12 protein-coding genes are annotated in these 14,920 nt (G+C 70.8%); 7 read left to right on the top strand and 5 right to left on the bottom strand.

The features are described from left to right. Positions 1–2 precede the first annotated feature (2 nt). Positions 3–1,217 (bottom strand): NAD(P)/FAD-dependent oxidoreductase, encoded by a 1,215-nt coding sequence (locus tag E1B00_RS01110; protein ID WP_139444825.1) that lies wholly within the window; start codon positions 1,215–1,217, stop codon positions 3–5. A gap of 154 nt (positions 1,218–1,371) precedes the next feature. On the opposite strand from E1B00_RS01110, the gene E1B00_RS01105 reads away from it, so the two are divergent. Further along, positions 1,372–1,677, top strand: a complete 306-nt coding sequence (locus E1B00_RS01105) for an EF-hand domain-containing protein (RefSeq protein WP_139444824.1) — start codon at positions 1,372–1,374, stop codon at positions 1,675–1,677. A gap of 9 nt (positions 1,678–1,686) precedes the next feature. On the opposite strand, the gene E1B00_RS01100 is transcribed toward E1B00_RS01105, so the two are convergent. Beyond that, positions 1,687–2,496 (bottom strand): 3-hydroxybutyrate dehydrogenase, encoded by an 810-nt coding sequence (locus E1B00_RS01100; protein WP_139444823.1) that lies wholly within the window; start codon positions 2,494–2,496, stop codon positions 1,687–1,689. A gap of 127 nt (positions 2,497–2,623) precedes the next feature. On the opposite strand from E1B00_RS01100, the gene E1B00_RS01095 reads away from it, so the two are divergent. Then, positions 2,624–4,486 (top strand): 3-hydroxybutyrate oligomer hydrolase family protein, encoded by a 1,863-nt coding sequence (locus E1B00_RS01095; protein ID WP_246048446.1) that lies wholly within the window; start codon positions 2,624–2,626, stop codon positions 4,484–4,486. A 61-nt stretch (positions 4,487–4,547) separates the two neighbouring features. On the opposite strand, the gene E1B00_RS01090 is transcribed toward E1B00_RS01095, so the two are convergent. The 3 genes from E1B00_RS01090 to E1B00_RS01080 all read right to left on the bottom strand — a co-directional run bounded on the left by E1B00_RS01090 (position 4,548) and on the right by E1B00_RS01080 (position 11,234). Then, complete coding sequence (locus E1B00_RS01090) at positions 4,548–7,871, bottom strand: hybrid sensor histidine kinase/response regulator (RefSeq protein ID WP_139444822.1); 3,324 nt, start codon at positions 7,869–7,871, stop codon at positions 4,548–4,550. Positions 7,872–7,887: 16 nt separating this feature from the next. Beyond that, positions 7,888–8,898 (bottom strand): extracellular catalytic domain type 2 short-chain-length polyhydroxyalkanoate depolymerase, encoded by a 1,011-nt coding sequence (locus E1B00_RS01085; RefSeq protein WP_246048445.1) that lies wholly within the window; start codon positions 8,896–8,898, stop codon positions 7,888–7,890. A 110-nt stretch (positions 8,899–9,008) separates the two neighbouring features. Then, a complete protein-coding gene (locus E1B00_RS01080; protein WP_139444821.1) occupies positions 9,009–11,234 on the bottom strand; it encodes a TonB-dependent receptor in 2,226 nt (741 codons plus the stop codon). A gap of 155 nt (positions 11,235–11,389) precedes the next feature. Here E1B00_RS01080 and E1B00_RS01075 point away from each other — a divergent pair, with 155 nt between their 5' ends. From E1B00_RS01075 to E1B00_RS01055, 5 genes are all read left to right on the top strand, one after another. Further along, on the top strand, positions 11,390–12,787 hold the full coding sequence (locus E1B00_RS01075) for a GntP family permease (RefSeq protein ID WP_139444820.1): 1,398 nt from the start codon (positions 11,390–11,392) through the stop codon (positions 12,785–12,787). 97 nt (positions 12,788–12,884) lie between these two features. Further along, positions 12,885–13,169 carry a hypothetical protein gene (locus E1B00_RS01070; protein ID WP_139444819.1) on the top strand — a complete coding sequence of 95 codons (285 nt, stop codon included), beginning with the start codon at positions 12,885–12,887 and terminating at the stop codon, positions 13,167–13,169. Further along, positions 13,166–13,945 (top strand): hypothetical protein, encoded by a 780-nt coding sequence (locus tag E1B00_RS01065; RefSeq protein WP_139444818.1) that lies wholly within the window; start codon positions 13,166–13,168, stop codon positions 13,943–13,945. The genes E1B00_RS01070 and E1B00_RS01065 overlap by 4 nt, the downstream gene beginning before the upstream one ends. 22 nt (positions 13,946–13,967) lie before the next feature. Continuing rightward, the gene (locus E1B00_RS01060) at positions 13,968–14,513 is read left to right on the top strand and encodes a DUF4256 domain-containing protein (protein WP_139444817.1); all 546 of its coding nucleotides are present in this window, start codon (positions 13,968–13,970) and stop codon (positions 14,511–14,513) included. Further along, positions 14,514–14,912, top strand: coding sequence for a type II toxin-antitoxin system PemK/MazF family toxin (locus E1B00_RS01055; RefSeq protein WP_139444816.1), 399 nt, complete (start codon positions 14,514–14,516; stop codon positions 14,910–14,912). It abuts the gene before it with no gap. Positions 14,913–14,920 lie beyond the last annotated feature (8 nt).

Genomic DNA, 14,920 nt, shown 5'->3' with positions numbered 1-14,920 from the left:
GCTCAGCCCGCGGTCCGCTCGAACGAAAACAGTCGGGCCAGCGGATGCGGCTGCGATTCTATGCGCGCGCGCAGCAGTCCCGCGCCCAGCAGGCTGTAGGTGATGCCGTTGCCGCCATAGGCCAGCGCGAACAGCACGCGCGGCCCATGGGCCGGATGCGGCCCGAAATACGGCAGGCCGTCGGCGGTTTCGGCGAAAGTGCCGGCCCAGGCGAAGGCAGGCGTCAGCTCCAGGTCCGGGAACAGGCCGGCCAGCCGCCGCTGAAGTTTCGCCTGCTTCTTCTCCACCCGCCGGTCGCGCCGCGCCGGAATGTCCACCGCATCGTCCTCGCCGCCGACCAGCAGGCGGCCGTCGGTGGTGCTGCGCAGGTAGAGATAGGGGCGCGCCGACTCCCAGACCAGCGTGCGCGACAGGAAGCCCAGGCGCTCCGCGCCCACCGGATCCGAGATGAAGGCGTAGCTGCTGCGGTTCTTCGCCACGGCCTTGGGCAACCACGCCTGCGAAGCGTAACCCGCGGCGATGATCACGCGGCCCGCGCGCACCACCGGACCGCCTTCGGTATGCAGCTCCACGCGCCGCGCCGAGGTGGTGATGTCGAGCACGCGCGTGCGGTCGTGGACCTGGCCGCCCTTTTTCTCCACGCGCATCAGCAGCCGGTAGGCCAGGCGATAGGGATCGACCGTGGCCGCGGGCCGCGTCAGCAGGCCGGCCGGGGCGTCCAGCCCGAAATCCGAGCGCAGCGCGTCGCGGTCCTGCCACTCGACCTCGATGCCGGCGCGCCGCCGCGCCTCGAACTCGCGGCGGATGCCGCGCACATGCCCTGCGCGCGAGGCCAGATAGAGACTGTCCTGCCTGCGGAAGCCGGCATCGGGAAACGCCCTGGCCAGCCGCCCGAGTTCGCGCACCGCGTCGACGCAGGACCGGTAGGCGAGCACGGCATCGGGCAGGCCGACCTTGCGCGTAAGGTCCACCAGGTGCGTGTCGATCTCGTACTGCAGCAGCGCCGTGCTGGCCGCAGTGCTGCCCCAGGCGACGTCGCGCTGTTCTAGCACGATGACCGAATGCCCATGACGGCACAGCTCATCGGCCACCAGGGCCGCGGTGATGCCGCCGCCGATGATCGCCACGTCGGCCTGCGCATCCGCCTCCAGCCGCGGAAACGCGTGCATCAGCCCGTTCTTCACCGCCCAGTAGGGATAACCGCTCTTGAGGTCCATGGCAGGGTCCGTGGGGGCTTGCCCGACTCTACCGCCTTCGCCGCCGGCGCTTTACGCCAGACGAAACCCCACCTGAACGCGGGGTCCGCGATTCACGCACCGTTCGTCCCGCGATGTTCATGGTCGTGGCACTCCACCCCGAAGGGAGAACGACATGAAACGTTTGACGATCATGCTTTCCGCGACGCTGTTCGCCGCCGCCGCGCAGGCCCAGGTCACCCCGACCAGCGAAGTCCAGTTCGAGGCCACCACCGGTCCGGTCACGGTGAAGTCCGTGCAGCCGCCGATTCCCAACAGCGACGACTACCAGGCCACCGTGGCCCAGCTCGACCAGAATGGCGACGGCGTCGTGGTGCGTTCGGAGGTTCCTGCCGACCACGCGCTCGCCAGCGAGTTCAGGCTGGTCGACACCGACCGCAACGGCCGCATCACCGACGCCGAGCTGTCGAACTGGAAATGAGCCAGCGGGCTATTGCGCGGTCCAGCCGCCGTCCACCGGCAGCGCGGCGCCGCTGAGGTTGTGCGCTTCGCGGCGGCACAGCCACACGACCAGGTCGGCGATTTCCTCCGGCAGCGACATGCGGCCGCTGGGCTGCTTCTCGCGCAGCAGCTCGCGCACGCCGGCCTCGCGGTCGCCGTGCACCGCGGAGGCGCGGGCGGCGATCTGCGGTTCGATCAGCGGCGTCTCGACCCAGCCCGGGCAGACGCAGTTCACGGTGACGCCGCCGCTGGCGCGGCTGCCGGCGGCCGCGTACTCCAGCGCCGCGACCTTGCTCAGCCCGATCAGGCCGAACTTGCTGGCGACGTAGGGTGACTTGTTCACCGACGCCACCAGGCCGTGCACCGAGGCGATGTTGACCACGCGGCCGTAACCCTGCGCGGCCATGCCCGGCAGCGCCAGGCGCATGGTGTGGAAGGCGGCGCTGAGGTTGATGGCGATGAGTTTTTCCCAGGTCGCGGCCGGCATCTCGGCGATCGGCGCGGTGTGCTGCACGCCGGCGCAGTTCACCAGCACGTCCACCGGCGCCCAGGCGGCGAGGTCGGCCATCATCGCTTCGATGGCCGCGGCATCCGACAGATCGGCGCCGAAATGGCGGACCTCGGGCGCGCCGGCCTGGCGCACCGACTCCAGCGCCGCGGCGATCTGTTCGGGCGTGCCCAGACCGTTCACGGCGACCCGCGCGCCGGCGGCGCCGAGGCTGCGGGCGATGGCCAGGCCGATGCCCGAGGTCGAGCCGGTGACCAGGGCGCAGCGGCCGGCGAGGAAGCGGTCGCTCATGGCGAAGTCCTTGGGGCGATAGGGATTTCCCACCCTAGCAGGGCCGCCGCGGCGGCGCGTCGTACCAAGGTACGATGCCGGCCGCACGCGCCATTGCTAAGGTCGGGCGATGAACCCGATGCCGACCTTGCCGTCCCGCCCCCAGCCGCGCTGGGATCGCCGCTCGCGCCCACTGGCGCTGTCGCTGCTGGCGCTTGCGCTGGCGGCCTGCGCAGGCACCGCCGAACGCGCGCCGGCGCTGGCGCTGGACGCGGGCGTCCACCTGCATGCCCACGCCGACGGCGACGATCTGCTGACCGCCGGCCTGGGCGAAGCCGGCCTGCGCAACCCCGTGCCACCGGCCTTCGCCAACCCCGAACAGCCGACCGCCGCGGAACTGCGCCGGCGCGCGATCTGGACCAACTGGCGCGGCATCGCCGACCTCGCGCCCGGCGGCGGCTACGGCAGCGTCTACGGCACTTTGCAGCCGGTGCCGGGCCGCGAATACCACGCCTTCGCCCGGCTGCCCGGGCGCAATCAGCCGCACCGCGTGCTGGTGCAGCTGCCCGATGCCTTCGATGCCGGCAAACGCTGCGTGGTGGTGACCGCATCCTCCGGCTCGCGCGGCGTGTACGGCGCGATCGCCCTGGCGGGCGCCTGGGGCCTGCCGCGCGGCTGCGCGGTGGCCTACACCGACAAGGGCGCCGGAACCGGCTACGTCGCGGAAGGCGGCCGCGGATTCGGCATCGATGGCCGCGTGGCGGCGAAAGGCGCGCCGGTTGAATTCGCGCCGGACGCGGCGATGGCGGCCAATCAGGACGCGCCGCGCATCGCGGTCAAACACGCGCATTCCGGCGACAACCCGGAAGCCGACTGGGGCCGGCACGTGCAGCAGGCGGCGCAGTTCGCGCTGCAGGTGCTGGACACGGCGCATCCCGGCGATGGCCCCTGGACCTTCCGGAACACGCGCGTGATCGCCGTGGGCGTGTCCAACGGCGGCGGCGCGGTGCTGCGGGCGGCGGAGCTCGAGGGCGATTGGCTCGATGCCGTGGTCGCGGTATCGCCCAACATACTGCCCGGCGACGGCGGCCGCGCGCTCTACGACTACGGCACCGAAGCCGCGGTGTGGATGCCCTGCGCGCTCAACGCCGCCGCCTTCGACGGCGTGCTGCTGGCGCGCCCGAACGGCGGCAAGCACCCGGCCGGCACCTTGCGCTGCGCTTCGCTAAAGGCGGCGGGCCGCCTCGAGGGCGACAGCGCCGAAGCCCAGGCCGAATCCGCGCACGCGACCCTGAAAGCCGCGGGCTGGACCGACGAGGCCATCGCCGCCGGCGCGCTCAGCACCGGCTTCGATCTGTGGCGCGCGGTGGACGTCACCTATGCGTCGGCCTATGCGCGCACGCCGGCGTCGGCGATGCCCTGCGGCTACGGCTTCGCCGTGCTCGGCGCCGACGGCAGACCGCGCGCGCCGACCGCGGCCGAACAGGCGGCCTGGTGGAGCGACGGCAGCGGCATCCCGCCGGGCACCGGCATCGGCCTGCTCGATGGCCAGGCCAGCGGCGCCGACCCTGCCCTGCCGGGACTGAATTGCCTGCGCGGCCTCTGGGACGACGCCGGGGGCGCCGTGCGCGCCGGCATCGCCCAGACCCGCGCCGCCCTGCCCCGCGCCGGCCTGCCGGTGATCGTGGTGCACGGCGCCGACGACGGCCTGGTGCCGGAAGCCTTCAGCGGCGCCGCCTACGCGCGCTGGGCCGACGCCAGCGCGCGCCCGGTCAGCTACTGGCGCGTGCGCAACGCCCAGCACTTCGACGCCTTCCTCGGCCTGCCGGTGCTGGCCATGCGCTACGTGCCGATGCTGCCCTACGGCTACCGCGCACTCGATGCCGCCTGGGCGACGGTGGCGGAAGGCGCTCCCCTGCCGGGCGATGCCGAGATCCAGACCACACCACGCCCCTTCGCGAACGGCGCGCTGGCGCCGCTGACGCCGGAAAACCTGGACGCCCCACGCTGAGCGCAAGCGCTAATCCGGGGTCAGAGTGCATTTATCTGGATAAATGCACTCTGACCCCGGGTTAGCGTGCCAGCAGTCGGGACATCACCGACTTCAGCGCCAGCGGCTTGAGCGGCTTGTGCAGCAGCACGCAGCCGGCGGCGGCGACTGCGTCGCGCACGTCGGCGCTGTGGTCGGCGGTGATGATGACGCAGGGTCGCGCCGGCAGGGTCGCCGCCAGGCGTTCGCGCAGGGCCAGGCCGGTGTCGCCGCCGTCGAGGTGGAAGTCGAGCAGCAGCAGGTCCGGCATCGCGCCGGCGGCCAGCCGCTGCGCCTCGTCGGCGTCGCGCGCGGCCAGCACCTCGCACTGCCAGCCGCCCAGCAGGGCCTGCATGGCTCGAAGCACGTCGGCGTCGTTGTCCACGACCAGCACGCGGCTGCGCGGTGGTTCCGGGGTGGCGGGTTCCGGCGCCGCCGCGGCCACCGGCGCCGGCGCCGCGCGCGGCACATCGATTGCGAACATGGTGCCGCGCCCCGGCCAGGAGCGCAGCCGCAGCGGATGCCCCAGCAGGCGCGCGATGCGCTCGGCGATCGCCAGGCCCAGGCCCAGCCCCTGCCCGCCGCGGTCGAGCCGGCGGAACTCCTCGAAGATCAGGCTCTGGTCGCTTTCGGCGATGCCGGGGCCGGTGTCCCAGACTTCGATCGACAGCGCGTCGCCGCGGCGGCGCACGCCCACCAGGATGCGGCCGCGGGCCGTGTACTTCACCGCATTGCCCAGGAAGTTCTGCAGCACGCGGCGCAGCAGCTGCGGGTCGCTGCGCACCCAGGCCCCGGTGCCGACGCAGTCCAGCGGCAGGCGCTTCTCGGCCGCCAGCACGCGGAATTCGGCGGCCAGATGCTGCAGCAGGTCGCCGATGCGGAAGGCCTGCTCCTTCGGCTCCATGCCGCCGGCGTCGAGCCGCGAGATGTCGAGCAGGCCGGCCAGCAGCGATTCGGCCGAACCCAGCGCACCGTCGATATTGACCAGCGCTTCGACATGCCGGCGCTCCGTCAGCTGCGGTGCCAGCGCGTGCACGAACAGGTGGGCGGCGTTGAGCGGCTGCGCCAGGTCGTGGCTGACCGCCGCCAGGAAGCGGGTCTTGGCCCGGTTGGCGCGCTCGGCCTCGCCCTTGGCGCCGGCCAGTTCGGCGGTGCGCTCGGCGACGCGCTGCTCCAGCGTCTCGGCCACCGACTTGAGCGCCTGCTCGTTGCGCCGGAAATCGGTGACGTCGGTGAAGGTGGCGACAAAACCGCCGCCGGGCATCGGGTTGCCGCGGATCTCGACCACGGTCTCACCGAAGCGGCGCTCGGCGACGTAGGGGGTGCCGGCGCGCATGTGCGCGATGCGCTTGCCCACCTCGCCGTCGCCGCGGCCCGGGCCGGCAAGGCCGCGGCGCACGTTGTGCGCGACCAGCTCCGACACCGGCACACCGACCTGCAGCAGGGTCGCCGGATAGTCGAACAGTTCGGCATAGCGCCGGTTCCAGGCCACCAGGCGCAGCTCGGCGTCGACCACGCTGATGCCCTGGCTCATGTTCTCCAGCGCCGCCTCGAGCACGCGCTGGTTGAAGCGCAGCGCCTGCGAGGCTTCGCCCACGATGGTGGCGACGGTGTCGAGGTCGCGGCCCTGTTCGCGCCGCGCGGCGTCGAGCAGCAGGCGCGCCGAGGCGGCGCCCAGCACCGCCGCCAGCTCGCGTTCGATGCGCTGCTCGATCTCGGCCGGCACCGCGGCGTCGGCGCCGGTGTCGGCCAGCACCGCGTCCACGCGCTGCGCCGGCAGGAACCGCGCCGCGACTTCGCGCAGCCCGGCGCGCGACAGTCCGCCACCGACCGCACGGTCCGGCGCCACGTCCAGCCGCGAGGCCAGCACCCAGGTCACGCCCGCCCCGGCCAGCAGGCTCAGGGCGGTGGCGCGGCCGATGCGGCTCCACTCGCCCAGGCCGAACATCGCGTCCGGCGCCAGCCAGGCCAGGCCGAACGGCCCCTGCACGAGCCACGGCGCGGAATGACCCGCGGCCTCGGCCAGCGCCGGCACCAGCAGCACCCATATCCACACGAGCACCGCCGCCACCACGCCCGCAAGCACCGCGCGCGCCGGCGTCTGCGGCCGCCACACCGCGAAGCCCACCGCCGGCGCCAGCGTCGCCAGGCCCGAGAACGACAGCGCACCGATATCGGCCAGCGCGTCGCTGCCGGCGATGGCGCGACTGTAGAGCCAGGCCAGCAGCACCACCACCAGGATGCCGATGCGCCGCTGCATCAGCACCGCGCCGCGCAGGTCGGCGCCCTTGCCGCCGCCGGCCCAGCGGCCGCGCACCAGCAGCGGCGCCAGCCAGTGGTTGCCGATCATCACGCTCAGCGCCAGGGTCGAGATGATGACCATGCCGGTCGCGGCGCTGAGCCCGCCCAGGAAGGCCAGCAGGGCCAGCGCCTCGTGGCCCTGTGCCAGCGGCAGCGCCAGCACGTACAGGTCGGAAGGCACGCCCATCGGCGCCAGCAGCGCGTCGCCGGCGCGGGCCAGCGGCAGGATCGGCAGCGCGATCACCCCCATGTACAGCGGGAACAGCCAGCGCGCCGTGCGCAGCTGGGTCTCGTCGCGGCACTCGACGATGCCGACGTGGAACTGGTGCGGCAGCGTGAACATCGCCAGCGCGCCCAGCAGCACGAGGGCCGGGAAACCGCTGGCGCCGTCGGGCGGCGGCGGCGCGGCCGGCACGTCCGGCAGGTCCAGCCCGAACCAGACGAAGGCGCCCAGGGCCAGCATCGCGCCGAGCTTGAGCAGCGACTCGACCGCCATCGCCAGCACCAGCCCGCGGTTGTGTTCGGCCGCGGAGGCGCGGCGCGTGCCGAACAGCATCGCGAACAGCGCCATCGCCAGCGCCACGTACAGCGCGCTGTCCTGCCACGGCGGCGGCGCCAGGTCGGAGGCGCGGGTGAGCATGCCGTAGCTCATGGCCACCGCCTTGAGCTGCAGCGCGATGTAGGGAACGATGCCCAGCACCGCGACGAAGGTGACCACGGCCGCCAGCCAGGAATTGCGGCCCAGCCGCGTCGCCACCAGGTCGGCCAGCGAGGTCGAGTTGTGCTCGCGCGCCAGCCGCAGCAGCTTGAGCAGGAAGCCGAAGCCCAGCACGTACAGCAGGATCGTGCCCAGGAAGGTCGGCGGGATCGGCCAGCCCGAGCGCTGCGCCTGGGTCACCGTGCCGTAGAAGGTCCACGAGGTGCAGTACACGGCCAGCGACAGGCTGTAGACCACCGGCCACTGTTTCGCCAGCAGGCCCGGGCGCCGTTCGGCCCACAGCGCAGTGCCGAACAGCAGGCCCAGCCAGAGCAGGCCGGCCCCGACGACCAGGCCGTCGGTCAGCACGGCGCCCTGCCGGCGGTCATTGCAGCGGTGCGCCGATCGCCGCCATCGCCGACGCCAGCCAGCGCAGCTGCGCGCCGCGACGGGTGTCGTAGTCCGGTCCCGTGTAGCCCCACCAGTCCCAGCATGCTTTTGGATTCAGCGGCAGATAGCTCGATCGCGCCTGAGGATACAGCACCACCACGCGGTGCACGTCCGCCCAGCGGTTGAAGCCGGCGTCGCGCACGAAGGCCTCGCCGACCCGGTCGGCGTTCTGTTCGCAGCCGTGGAAGGCGACCAGCAGACCGCAGCGCTCGCCGGCCGCGCAGGCGGCGGGCAGGTAGAGATAGCCGTCGACGGCGAGCTGGGCGTCCTGCCCGGGCTCGAGGTAAGCCTCCTGGCCGAAGCGGCGCAGTTCGCCGCTGGCCTCGCCCGCTTCCGCGCCGGGCTCGCCGAACAGGGCCTGCATCGCCTCGCCGGCCGCGTCCCGGCCGCAGGCACCCAGGTGCGGCGGGCCGCCGGCGACGCAGTCGGCGCCGGCCAACAACGTCGGCAGCACGTGGCCGAAGTCGCCGGTTTCGCGGGTCACGGTGAGCCCGGGCGCGTCGGCGCCGAGCTGGCGGTAGAGCTGCTGCGCCGAATCCACCACTGCCGCGGCGACGACCTGGTCTTCGCGGCCGTGCAGCAGCCAGACCCGGTCGCCGGCCAGGCCCGACAGCGGCGCGATGTCGCCACGCACCGCGCGTTCGCGCAGCTTTTTCGCCAGCCGCTCCGGATCGGGCGTGAAAGGCTTGGCTTCGATGCAGGGCCCGAGCGCGGTGTCGAGCGAGCCGCCGGCGCAGCCGTAAGGTCCACCCGCCACCAGCGCCGCGCCGCGCAGCCGGTCCGACCAGGCGAAGTGGACCTGCGTGGCCATGTAGGCGCCCGAAGACAGGCCCGCGACCGCGATCCGGTCGGCGTCGATCGCCAGCGCCGGCAGCGGCGGCGCCGGCTCCGCGGCGCAACCGCAGAGCACGGCGATCGCCAAGAGTCCGCCCGAAAAACGAGCCACTCGCGCGGTGCCGCTGCCGGGAACGCTGCTCGCGTGCGGGTCGACGCGTCCGCCAAAAACACGGGCCGCTTGCGCGGCCCGTTGGGAAAGTTCCCGGGGAAACATCGGCATCAGAAGTCGTAGCGCACGGACAGGCTGTACTGGCGCGGCGGGCCGTAGAAGCCGGTGTAGACGCCGAGCGCGCGGTTGAGGTTGTAGCCCGTGGTCAGGTACTCCTCGTCGGCCAGGTTCGAGCCCTGCAGCGACAGGGTCCAGGCGTCGTTGACGTTCCAGATGACGCCGGCGCTGATCAGGCCGTAGCCGTCCTGCATGATCGGCGGGCGGCCGTTGGGCGGCACTTCGGCGCGCACGATCTCGGTGGTCGCGGTCACTTCCGACTGGTAGCTGTAGCCGAGGCGGGCCGAGAGGCGGCCGCCGTTGGCCAGGGCCGTGCGGTACTCGACATTGAAGGCCCCCGAGAACTCGGGCGCATTGGTGAACTCCTGCTCGTCGGCGATGTTCAGGCCGGCGTACATGAAGGTGTCGTACTCGCCGTCGAGCCAGGCCAGGTTGCCGCTGATCAGCCAGTTCTCGGTCGGCAGGAACTGGTACTCGACCTCGAAGCCGTTGACCGTGCCTTCGCCGGCGTTGGTGAAATCGCCGAAGAAGGCGTCGTCGGTGCCGTCGCCGTTGCTGTCGTAGGCGGTGAACACCGACAGCTGGATGTCTTCGTACTTGTTGTGGAAGGCCGCCAGGTTCAGGAACAGGCGCTGGTCGAGGAAGGACATCTTGGTGCCGACCTCGAAGCTGTCGACCACCTCGTCGTCGAAGGGTTCGGCCGAACGCGGCACCGCGGTGGCCTGGGCGCGGATGTTGTAGCCGCCGGACTTGAAGCCGCGGGTCGCCAGGCCGTAGACCAGGATGTCGTCCGTGGCCTGGTAACCGAGCGAGATGCGCGGCGAGATGTTCTTGAAGTTGATCGTGCGGTCGAAGTTCGCCGCCACCGAAATCGGCGTGGTGTAGGTGCCGTCGCTGTAGCCGCGGTTGAGCACGTCGGCGCGCTTGTCCTCGTCGGTCCAGCGCACGCCGACGTCGAGGTTGAGCTTCTCGCTGAGGTCGAAGCTCCAGTCGCCGTAGACCGCCAGGCTGTCGGTGTAGACCGTGCCCTGGGTGTCGCCGAACAGCAGGCCGAAGAAGTTGTTGAGCACCTGGCCGCCGGCTTCGCCGTCGAACAGGTACAGGCCCATCACGCCACGGTGGCGGCCGCCGCCGTCGTAGTTGAGCTGGATCTCGTGGCTGACCTGCTCGTCGCTGTAGAAGGCCTTGACGTCGGCGATGGTGGACTGGGTCAGGTCGAAGTCGATGTTGGTCTCGGTGTCGGATTCGCGCTTGGCGAACACGTACTTCGCATTCCAGTCGTCGTTGATGCGCCAGTTCGCCGTCAGCGAGGCGCCGGCCATCGAGGTGTCGTTGACGTTGGGCATGCCGTTGCGTACGTCGTAGCGGCTGTCCATCGGCGTCGCCAGCGGCACGAAGCGGTTGCCTTCCAGCAGCTGGGCGCCGCGCACGCCGGACGTGTCGTCCATCCAGTCGAAGGCGAACTGCAGGTTGAAGTCTTCGGTGACGTAGGCGCCGAGCTGGCCGCGCAGGGCCTTGATCTTCTTGTCGCTGACGTCGTCGCCGGTTACCACGTTCTCGCCGAAGCCGTCGCGGTTGAGGCTGGCCAGGGCGATGCGGCCGCGCAGCGTGTCGGCCTCGTTGAAGGAGCCGCCGATCGAGGCCTTGGCGTCGACCTGGCCGTAGTTGCCCACGGTCAGTTCGGCCCGGCCCTCGGTTTCAGTGGGCAGGCCGCGCGAGATGTACTTGATGGCGCCGCCGACGGTGTTCTTGCCGTACAGGGTGCCCTGCGGGCCGCGCAGCACTTCGATGCGCTCGACGTCGAACACGTCCAGCAGCGCGCCCTGCGGGCGGGCGATGTAGACGTCGTCGAGATAGATGCCCACGCCCGGGTCCACGCCCCACAGCGGATCGGACTGGCCGACGCCGCGGATGTAGGCGGTGACCGTGCTCGAGGAGCCGCGCGCGGCGTAGATGGTCAGGTTCGGCACCTGGGCGTCGAGGTCGCCGAGGTCGCGGACATTGAGCTTGTCCAGGGATTCGGAGGTGAAGGCGGTGACCGCGACCGGCACTTCCTGCAGCGTCTCTTCGCGCTTGCGGGCGGTGACCTGGATCGCGTCCAGGGTGACGGCCTCGCCTTCGGCGGCGGGCGCCGGCGCGGCGGACTCCTGGGCCTGCGCCTGCAGGGCGCCGAGGGTCAGGGTCAGGCCGATGGCCAGGCTGAGGTGGTTGCGCTTCATGTTCTCCCCTTGCAAGCGTGTGGACGGCCGGACGGCCGACGCCCAGCAGACTATGACGGCCCCGTGGGGCCGGGCACTGTACCTTGGTACAGGTGGCCGCCGGCGCGCGCGCTGCGGAGACTCGGGCCCTGGATTTCCCCTGGGGAAGCGAAGGCATGTCCTTCCTGATCGTGCTCGCGGCGCTGTGTTTCCTGATGCTGGTCGCCTACCGCGGCTACAGCGTGATCCTGTTCGCGCCGATCGCGGCCATGGGCGCCGTGCTGCTGACCGACCCGACCCTGGTCGCGCCGATGTTCACCGGCCTGTTCATGGACAAGATGGTCGGCTTCCTGAAGCTGTACTTCCCGGTGTTCCTGCTGGGCGCGATCTTCGGCAAGCTCATCGAAGTCTCGGGCTTCTCGAAGTCGATCGTGGCCGCCACCATCCGGCTGTTCGGGCCGCAGCGGGCCATGCTGTCCATCGTCGCGGTGTGCGCGCTGCTGACCTACGGCGGTGTGTCGCTGTTCGTGGTGGTGTTCGCGGTGTACCCGTTCGCCGCCGAACTGTTCCGCCAGGCCGACATCCCCAAACGCCTGATCCCCGGCACCATCGCCCTGGGCGCCTTCACCTTCACCATGGACGCGCTGCCGGGCACGCCGCAGATCCAGAACATCATCCCGGCCTCGTTCTTCGGCACCGACGCCTGGGCCGCGCCGGTGCTGGGCACGCTGGGCGGCGTCTTCATCCTGGCGCTGGGCCTGGGCTACCTGGAATGGCGCCGGCGCGCCGCACTGGCCGCGGGCGAAGGCTATGGCACCGAACTGGTGAACGAGCCCGCGCCGTTTGCCGGCGACAAGCTGGCCAACCCCTGGATCGCACTGCTGCCGCTGGTGCTGGTGGGCGTGTCGAACAAGGTGTTCACCGTGCTGATCCCGCAGCACTACGGCGCCAGCCACGCCTTCCTTCCGTCGGTGATCGGCGACCCGGCGCCGGTGGTGCAGGAGATCCCGCGCATCGCCGCCGTCTGGGCGGTCGAAGCGGCGCTGCTGGTCGGCATCCTGACCGTGCTGCTGCTGTCCTGGCGCGCGGTGGCCACGCACTTCGCCGAAAGCACCAAACCCGCGATCGGCGGCGCCCTGCTGGCCTCGATGAACACCGCCTCCGAATACGGCTTCGGCGCCGTCATCGCCGCCCTGCCCGGCTTCCTGGTGGTGGCCAATGCGCTGGGCTCTATCCCGAACCCGCTGGTCAACGAGGCAGTGACCGTGACCGCGCTGGCCGGCATCACCGGTTCGGCCAGCGGCGGCATGTCGATCGCCCTGGCGGCGATGGCCGACACCTTCATCGCAAACGCCAATGCCGCCGGCATCCCGATGGAGGTGCTGCACCGCGTGGCCGCCATGGCCAGCGGTGGCATGGACACCCTGCCCCACAACGGCGCGGTGATCACCCTGCTCGCCGTCACCGGCCTGACCCACCGCCAGGCCTACAAGGACATCTTCGCGATCACGATCATCAAGACGATGGCGGTGTTCGTGATCATCGGGCTGTTCTACGCGACTGGGTGGGTTTAGGCCCTCTGCTTGACCCGGCGCGGGCCGTCGCCAACCATAGGTCCCGACGCCCCGCACCGGGGCCGGATCGGCGCCCGGCGCCATCGGAAGGCAGTCAATGGCCACTCGCAAGACCGCGGCAAGACCCACCGTCGCCACGCGCCACCTGAAGAAGGTGGCGGCTGCGCCTGACCGAAAGCACACGGTAAAGGCGTCGCTGCGCAACGTCGACCTGACCAAAGCCACGTCCGCGCTGAACTTGGTCCTTCGCGCTGACGGCGAAAAACTGGGGGAACTGGTCGTTGGGCGCGGCTCCTTCTTCTGGTACGCCCGCAACAGCAAGAAGCGCCAGCGCATCACCTGGTCCGACTTCGCGGACCTGATGGACAAGCACGCCAAGTGAGCGACCCTAGCCTGACCCGGCTGGAGATGACCCACCTGTGCCCCCTATGCGGCGTTGCCCTGCCGCTGATTGCCCGATATCCGCGCTATGTTTGCCCCTCTTGCGAAAGTAGAGCCTGTTCGCGCAACGGCCGTCCGCTGGCATTCTTCAACCTGGGGCTTTCGGGCGGCTACGGCGCGCAGTACGCCGACGACCACAGCCCCTATGACAGCCATGACTGCTACATCGACGGCCATCCCTGCCGCGCCGACGAAGCACGATTCGGCGGCATCGTAGTCCAAACTCTGCCGCCGGAGCCGGATTGGACCGAATTGAGCGACCGCCAGCTGCTCACGGCCCACGGTGCGCTGCTTGACGAGTTGACGCGGCGCGGAGTTGTGAGAAGCGCGAACAATCCCGTGGCCGACTATGCAGAAGCCTTGGTATGCAAGGTGTTGCGGCTTTCGCGGGAAGTTCCTTCCCGCGCCGGATTCGACGCAATCGATTCCGACGGAACGCGCTACCAGATCAAGGGGAGACGGTTGGCCGGACCGAACAAATCGACGCAGCTGGGAGCCATCCGCAACCTCGACCAACGACCCTTCGACGTGCTGGCAGCCGTGGCCTTCGATGCTGACCTGTCGGTGCGATACGCCGCGCTGATTCCAGTAGAGTTCGTCACCGAACGGGGGAGATACTCCCGCCACGCCAATGCCCACGTATTTCACTTCCGCCCCTCCGTTCTAGAGGACGGAAGAGTCGTTGAAATCACCTCGGAACTGGCGAGGGCGCAATGATCCGGAACGGGATTCAAACGGCATGAACAAGAAACAACGCGATGAGCTTCTCGACGTGCTGAAAACGCGCTTCGAGAAGAACACGTCCCGTCACAAAGGTATCGCCTGGCCCCAGGTGCAGGCGCGGCTCGAAGCCCAGCCCGCCGCGCTGAAGGTGCTGGCCGCGATGGAGGCCACGGGCGGCGAACCCGACGTCGTCGCCGCGGCCGGCAAGGCCGGCCCGTACACCTTCTTCGACTGTTCGGCGGAAAGCCCGTCGGGCCGGCGCAGCACCTGCTACGACGCCGACGCCCTGGCGGAGCGCAAGGAGAACAAGCCCGCCGACAGCGCCGCCGGCATGGCTGCCGCGATGGGCATCACCCTGCTCACCGAAGCGCAGTACCGGCAGCTGCAGGCGCTGGGCGAGTTCGACCTCAAGACCTCCAGCTGGATCCAGACCCCGCCGGCGGTCCGCAAGCTGGGCGGCGCGCTGTTCTGCGACCGGCGCTACGGCCAGGTCTTCGTCTACCACAACGGCGCGCAGTCCTATTACGCCGCGCGTGGTTTCCGCGGTTCGCTGGAGGTCTGAGTGACCCTGCCCCCTTCGGGCCAGTCCGAACGCCCCATCCGTCGCGGCGACCTCTACTGGCTCGTTTCCGACGGACCGCAGGGTTCGGTGCCGCCGATCCGGCACCCGCATGTCGTGGTGCAGGACGACCTGTTCAACGATTCGCGCATCGACACCGTCGTCGTCTGCGGCATCACCACCAACGCCCGGCGCGGCTCGGAGCCCGGCACGGTGCGCCTGCCGGCCGGCGAAGGCGGACTGGAGCGCGAAAGCGTGGTGCTGGCCTCGCAGGTCTCGTCGGTGCGCAAGGACCAGCTGGGCGAGCGCATCGGCAGCGTTTCCGCCGAGCGGGTCGAACAGATCCTCTCGGCGCTGCGTTTCCTCCAGCACTCCTTCCATTCGCGCCCCGACCTGCGCTAGAAACGAAG

It is taken from the genome of Arenimonas terrae (assembly GCF_006265115.1).
GTDB lineage: Bacteria > Pseudomonadota > Gammaproteobacteria > Xanthomonadales > Xanthomonadaceae > Arenimonas > Arenimonas terrae.
The sequence above is the reverse complement of the archived record's forward strand: the minus strand, read 5'-3'. Positions and strand labels throughout refer to the sequence as shown.

Bases quoted from the DNA above. Each gene is read 5' to 3' on its own strand.
- E1B00_RS01110 (WP_139444825.1), bottom strand. From the start codon at position 1,217: ATGGACCTCAAGAGCGGTTATCCCTACTGGGCGGTGAAGAACGGGCTG.
- E1B00_RS01105 (WP_139444824.1), top strand. From the start codon at position 1,372: ATGAAACGTTTGACGATCATGCTTTCCGCGACGCTGTTCGCCGCCGCC.
- E1B00_RS01100 (WP_139444823.1), bottom strand. From the start codon at position 2,496: ATGAGCGACCGCTTCCTCGCCGGCCGCTGCGCCCTGGTCACCGGCTCG.
- E1B00_RS01080 (WP_139444821.1), bottom strand. From the start codon at position 11,234: ATGAAGCGCAACCACCTCAGCCTGGCCATCGGCCTGACCCTGACCCTC.
- E1B00_RS01075 (WP_139444820.1), top strand. From the start codon at position 11,390: ATGTCCTTCCTGATCGTGCTCGCGGCGCTGTGTTTCCTGATGCTGGTC.
- E1B00_RS01070 (WP_139444819.1), top strand. From the start codon at position 12,885: ATGGCCACTCGCAAGACCGCGGCAAGACCCACCGTCGCCACGCGCCAC.
- E1B00_RS01060 (WP_139444817.1), top strand. From the start codon at position 13,968: ATGAACAAGAAACAACGCGATGAGCTTCTCGACGTGCTGAAAACGCGC.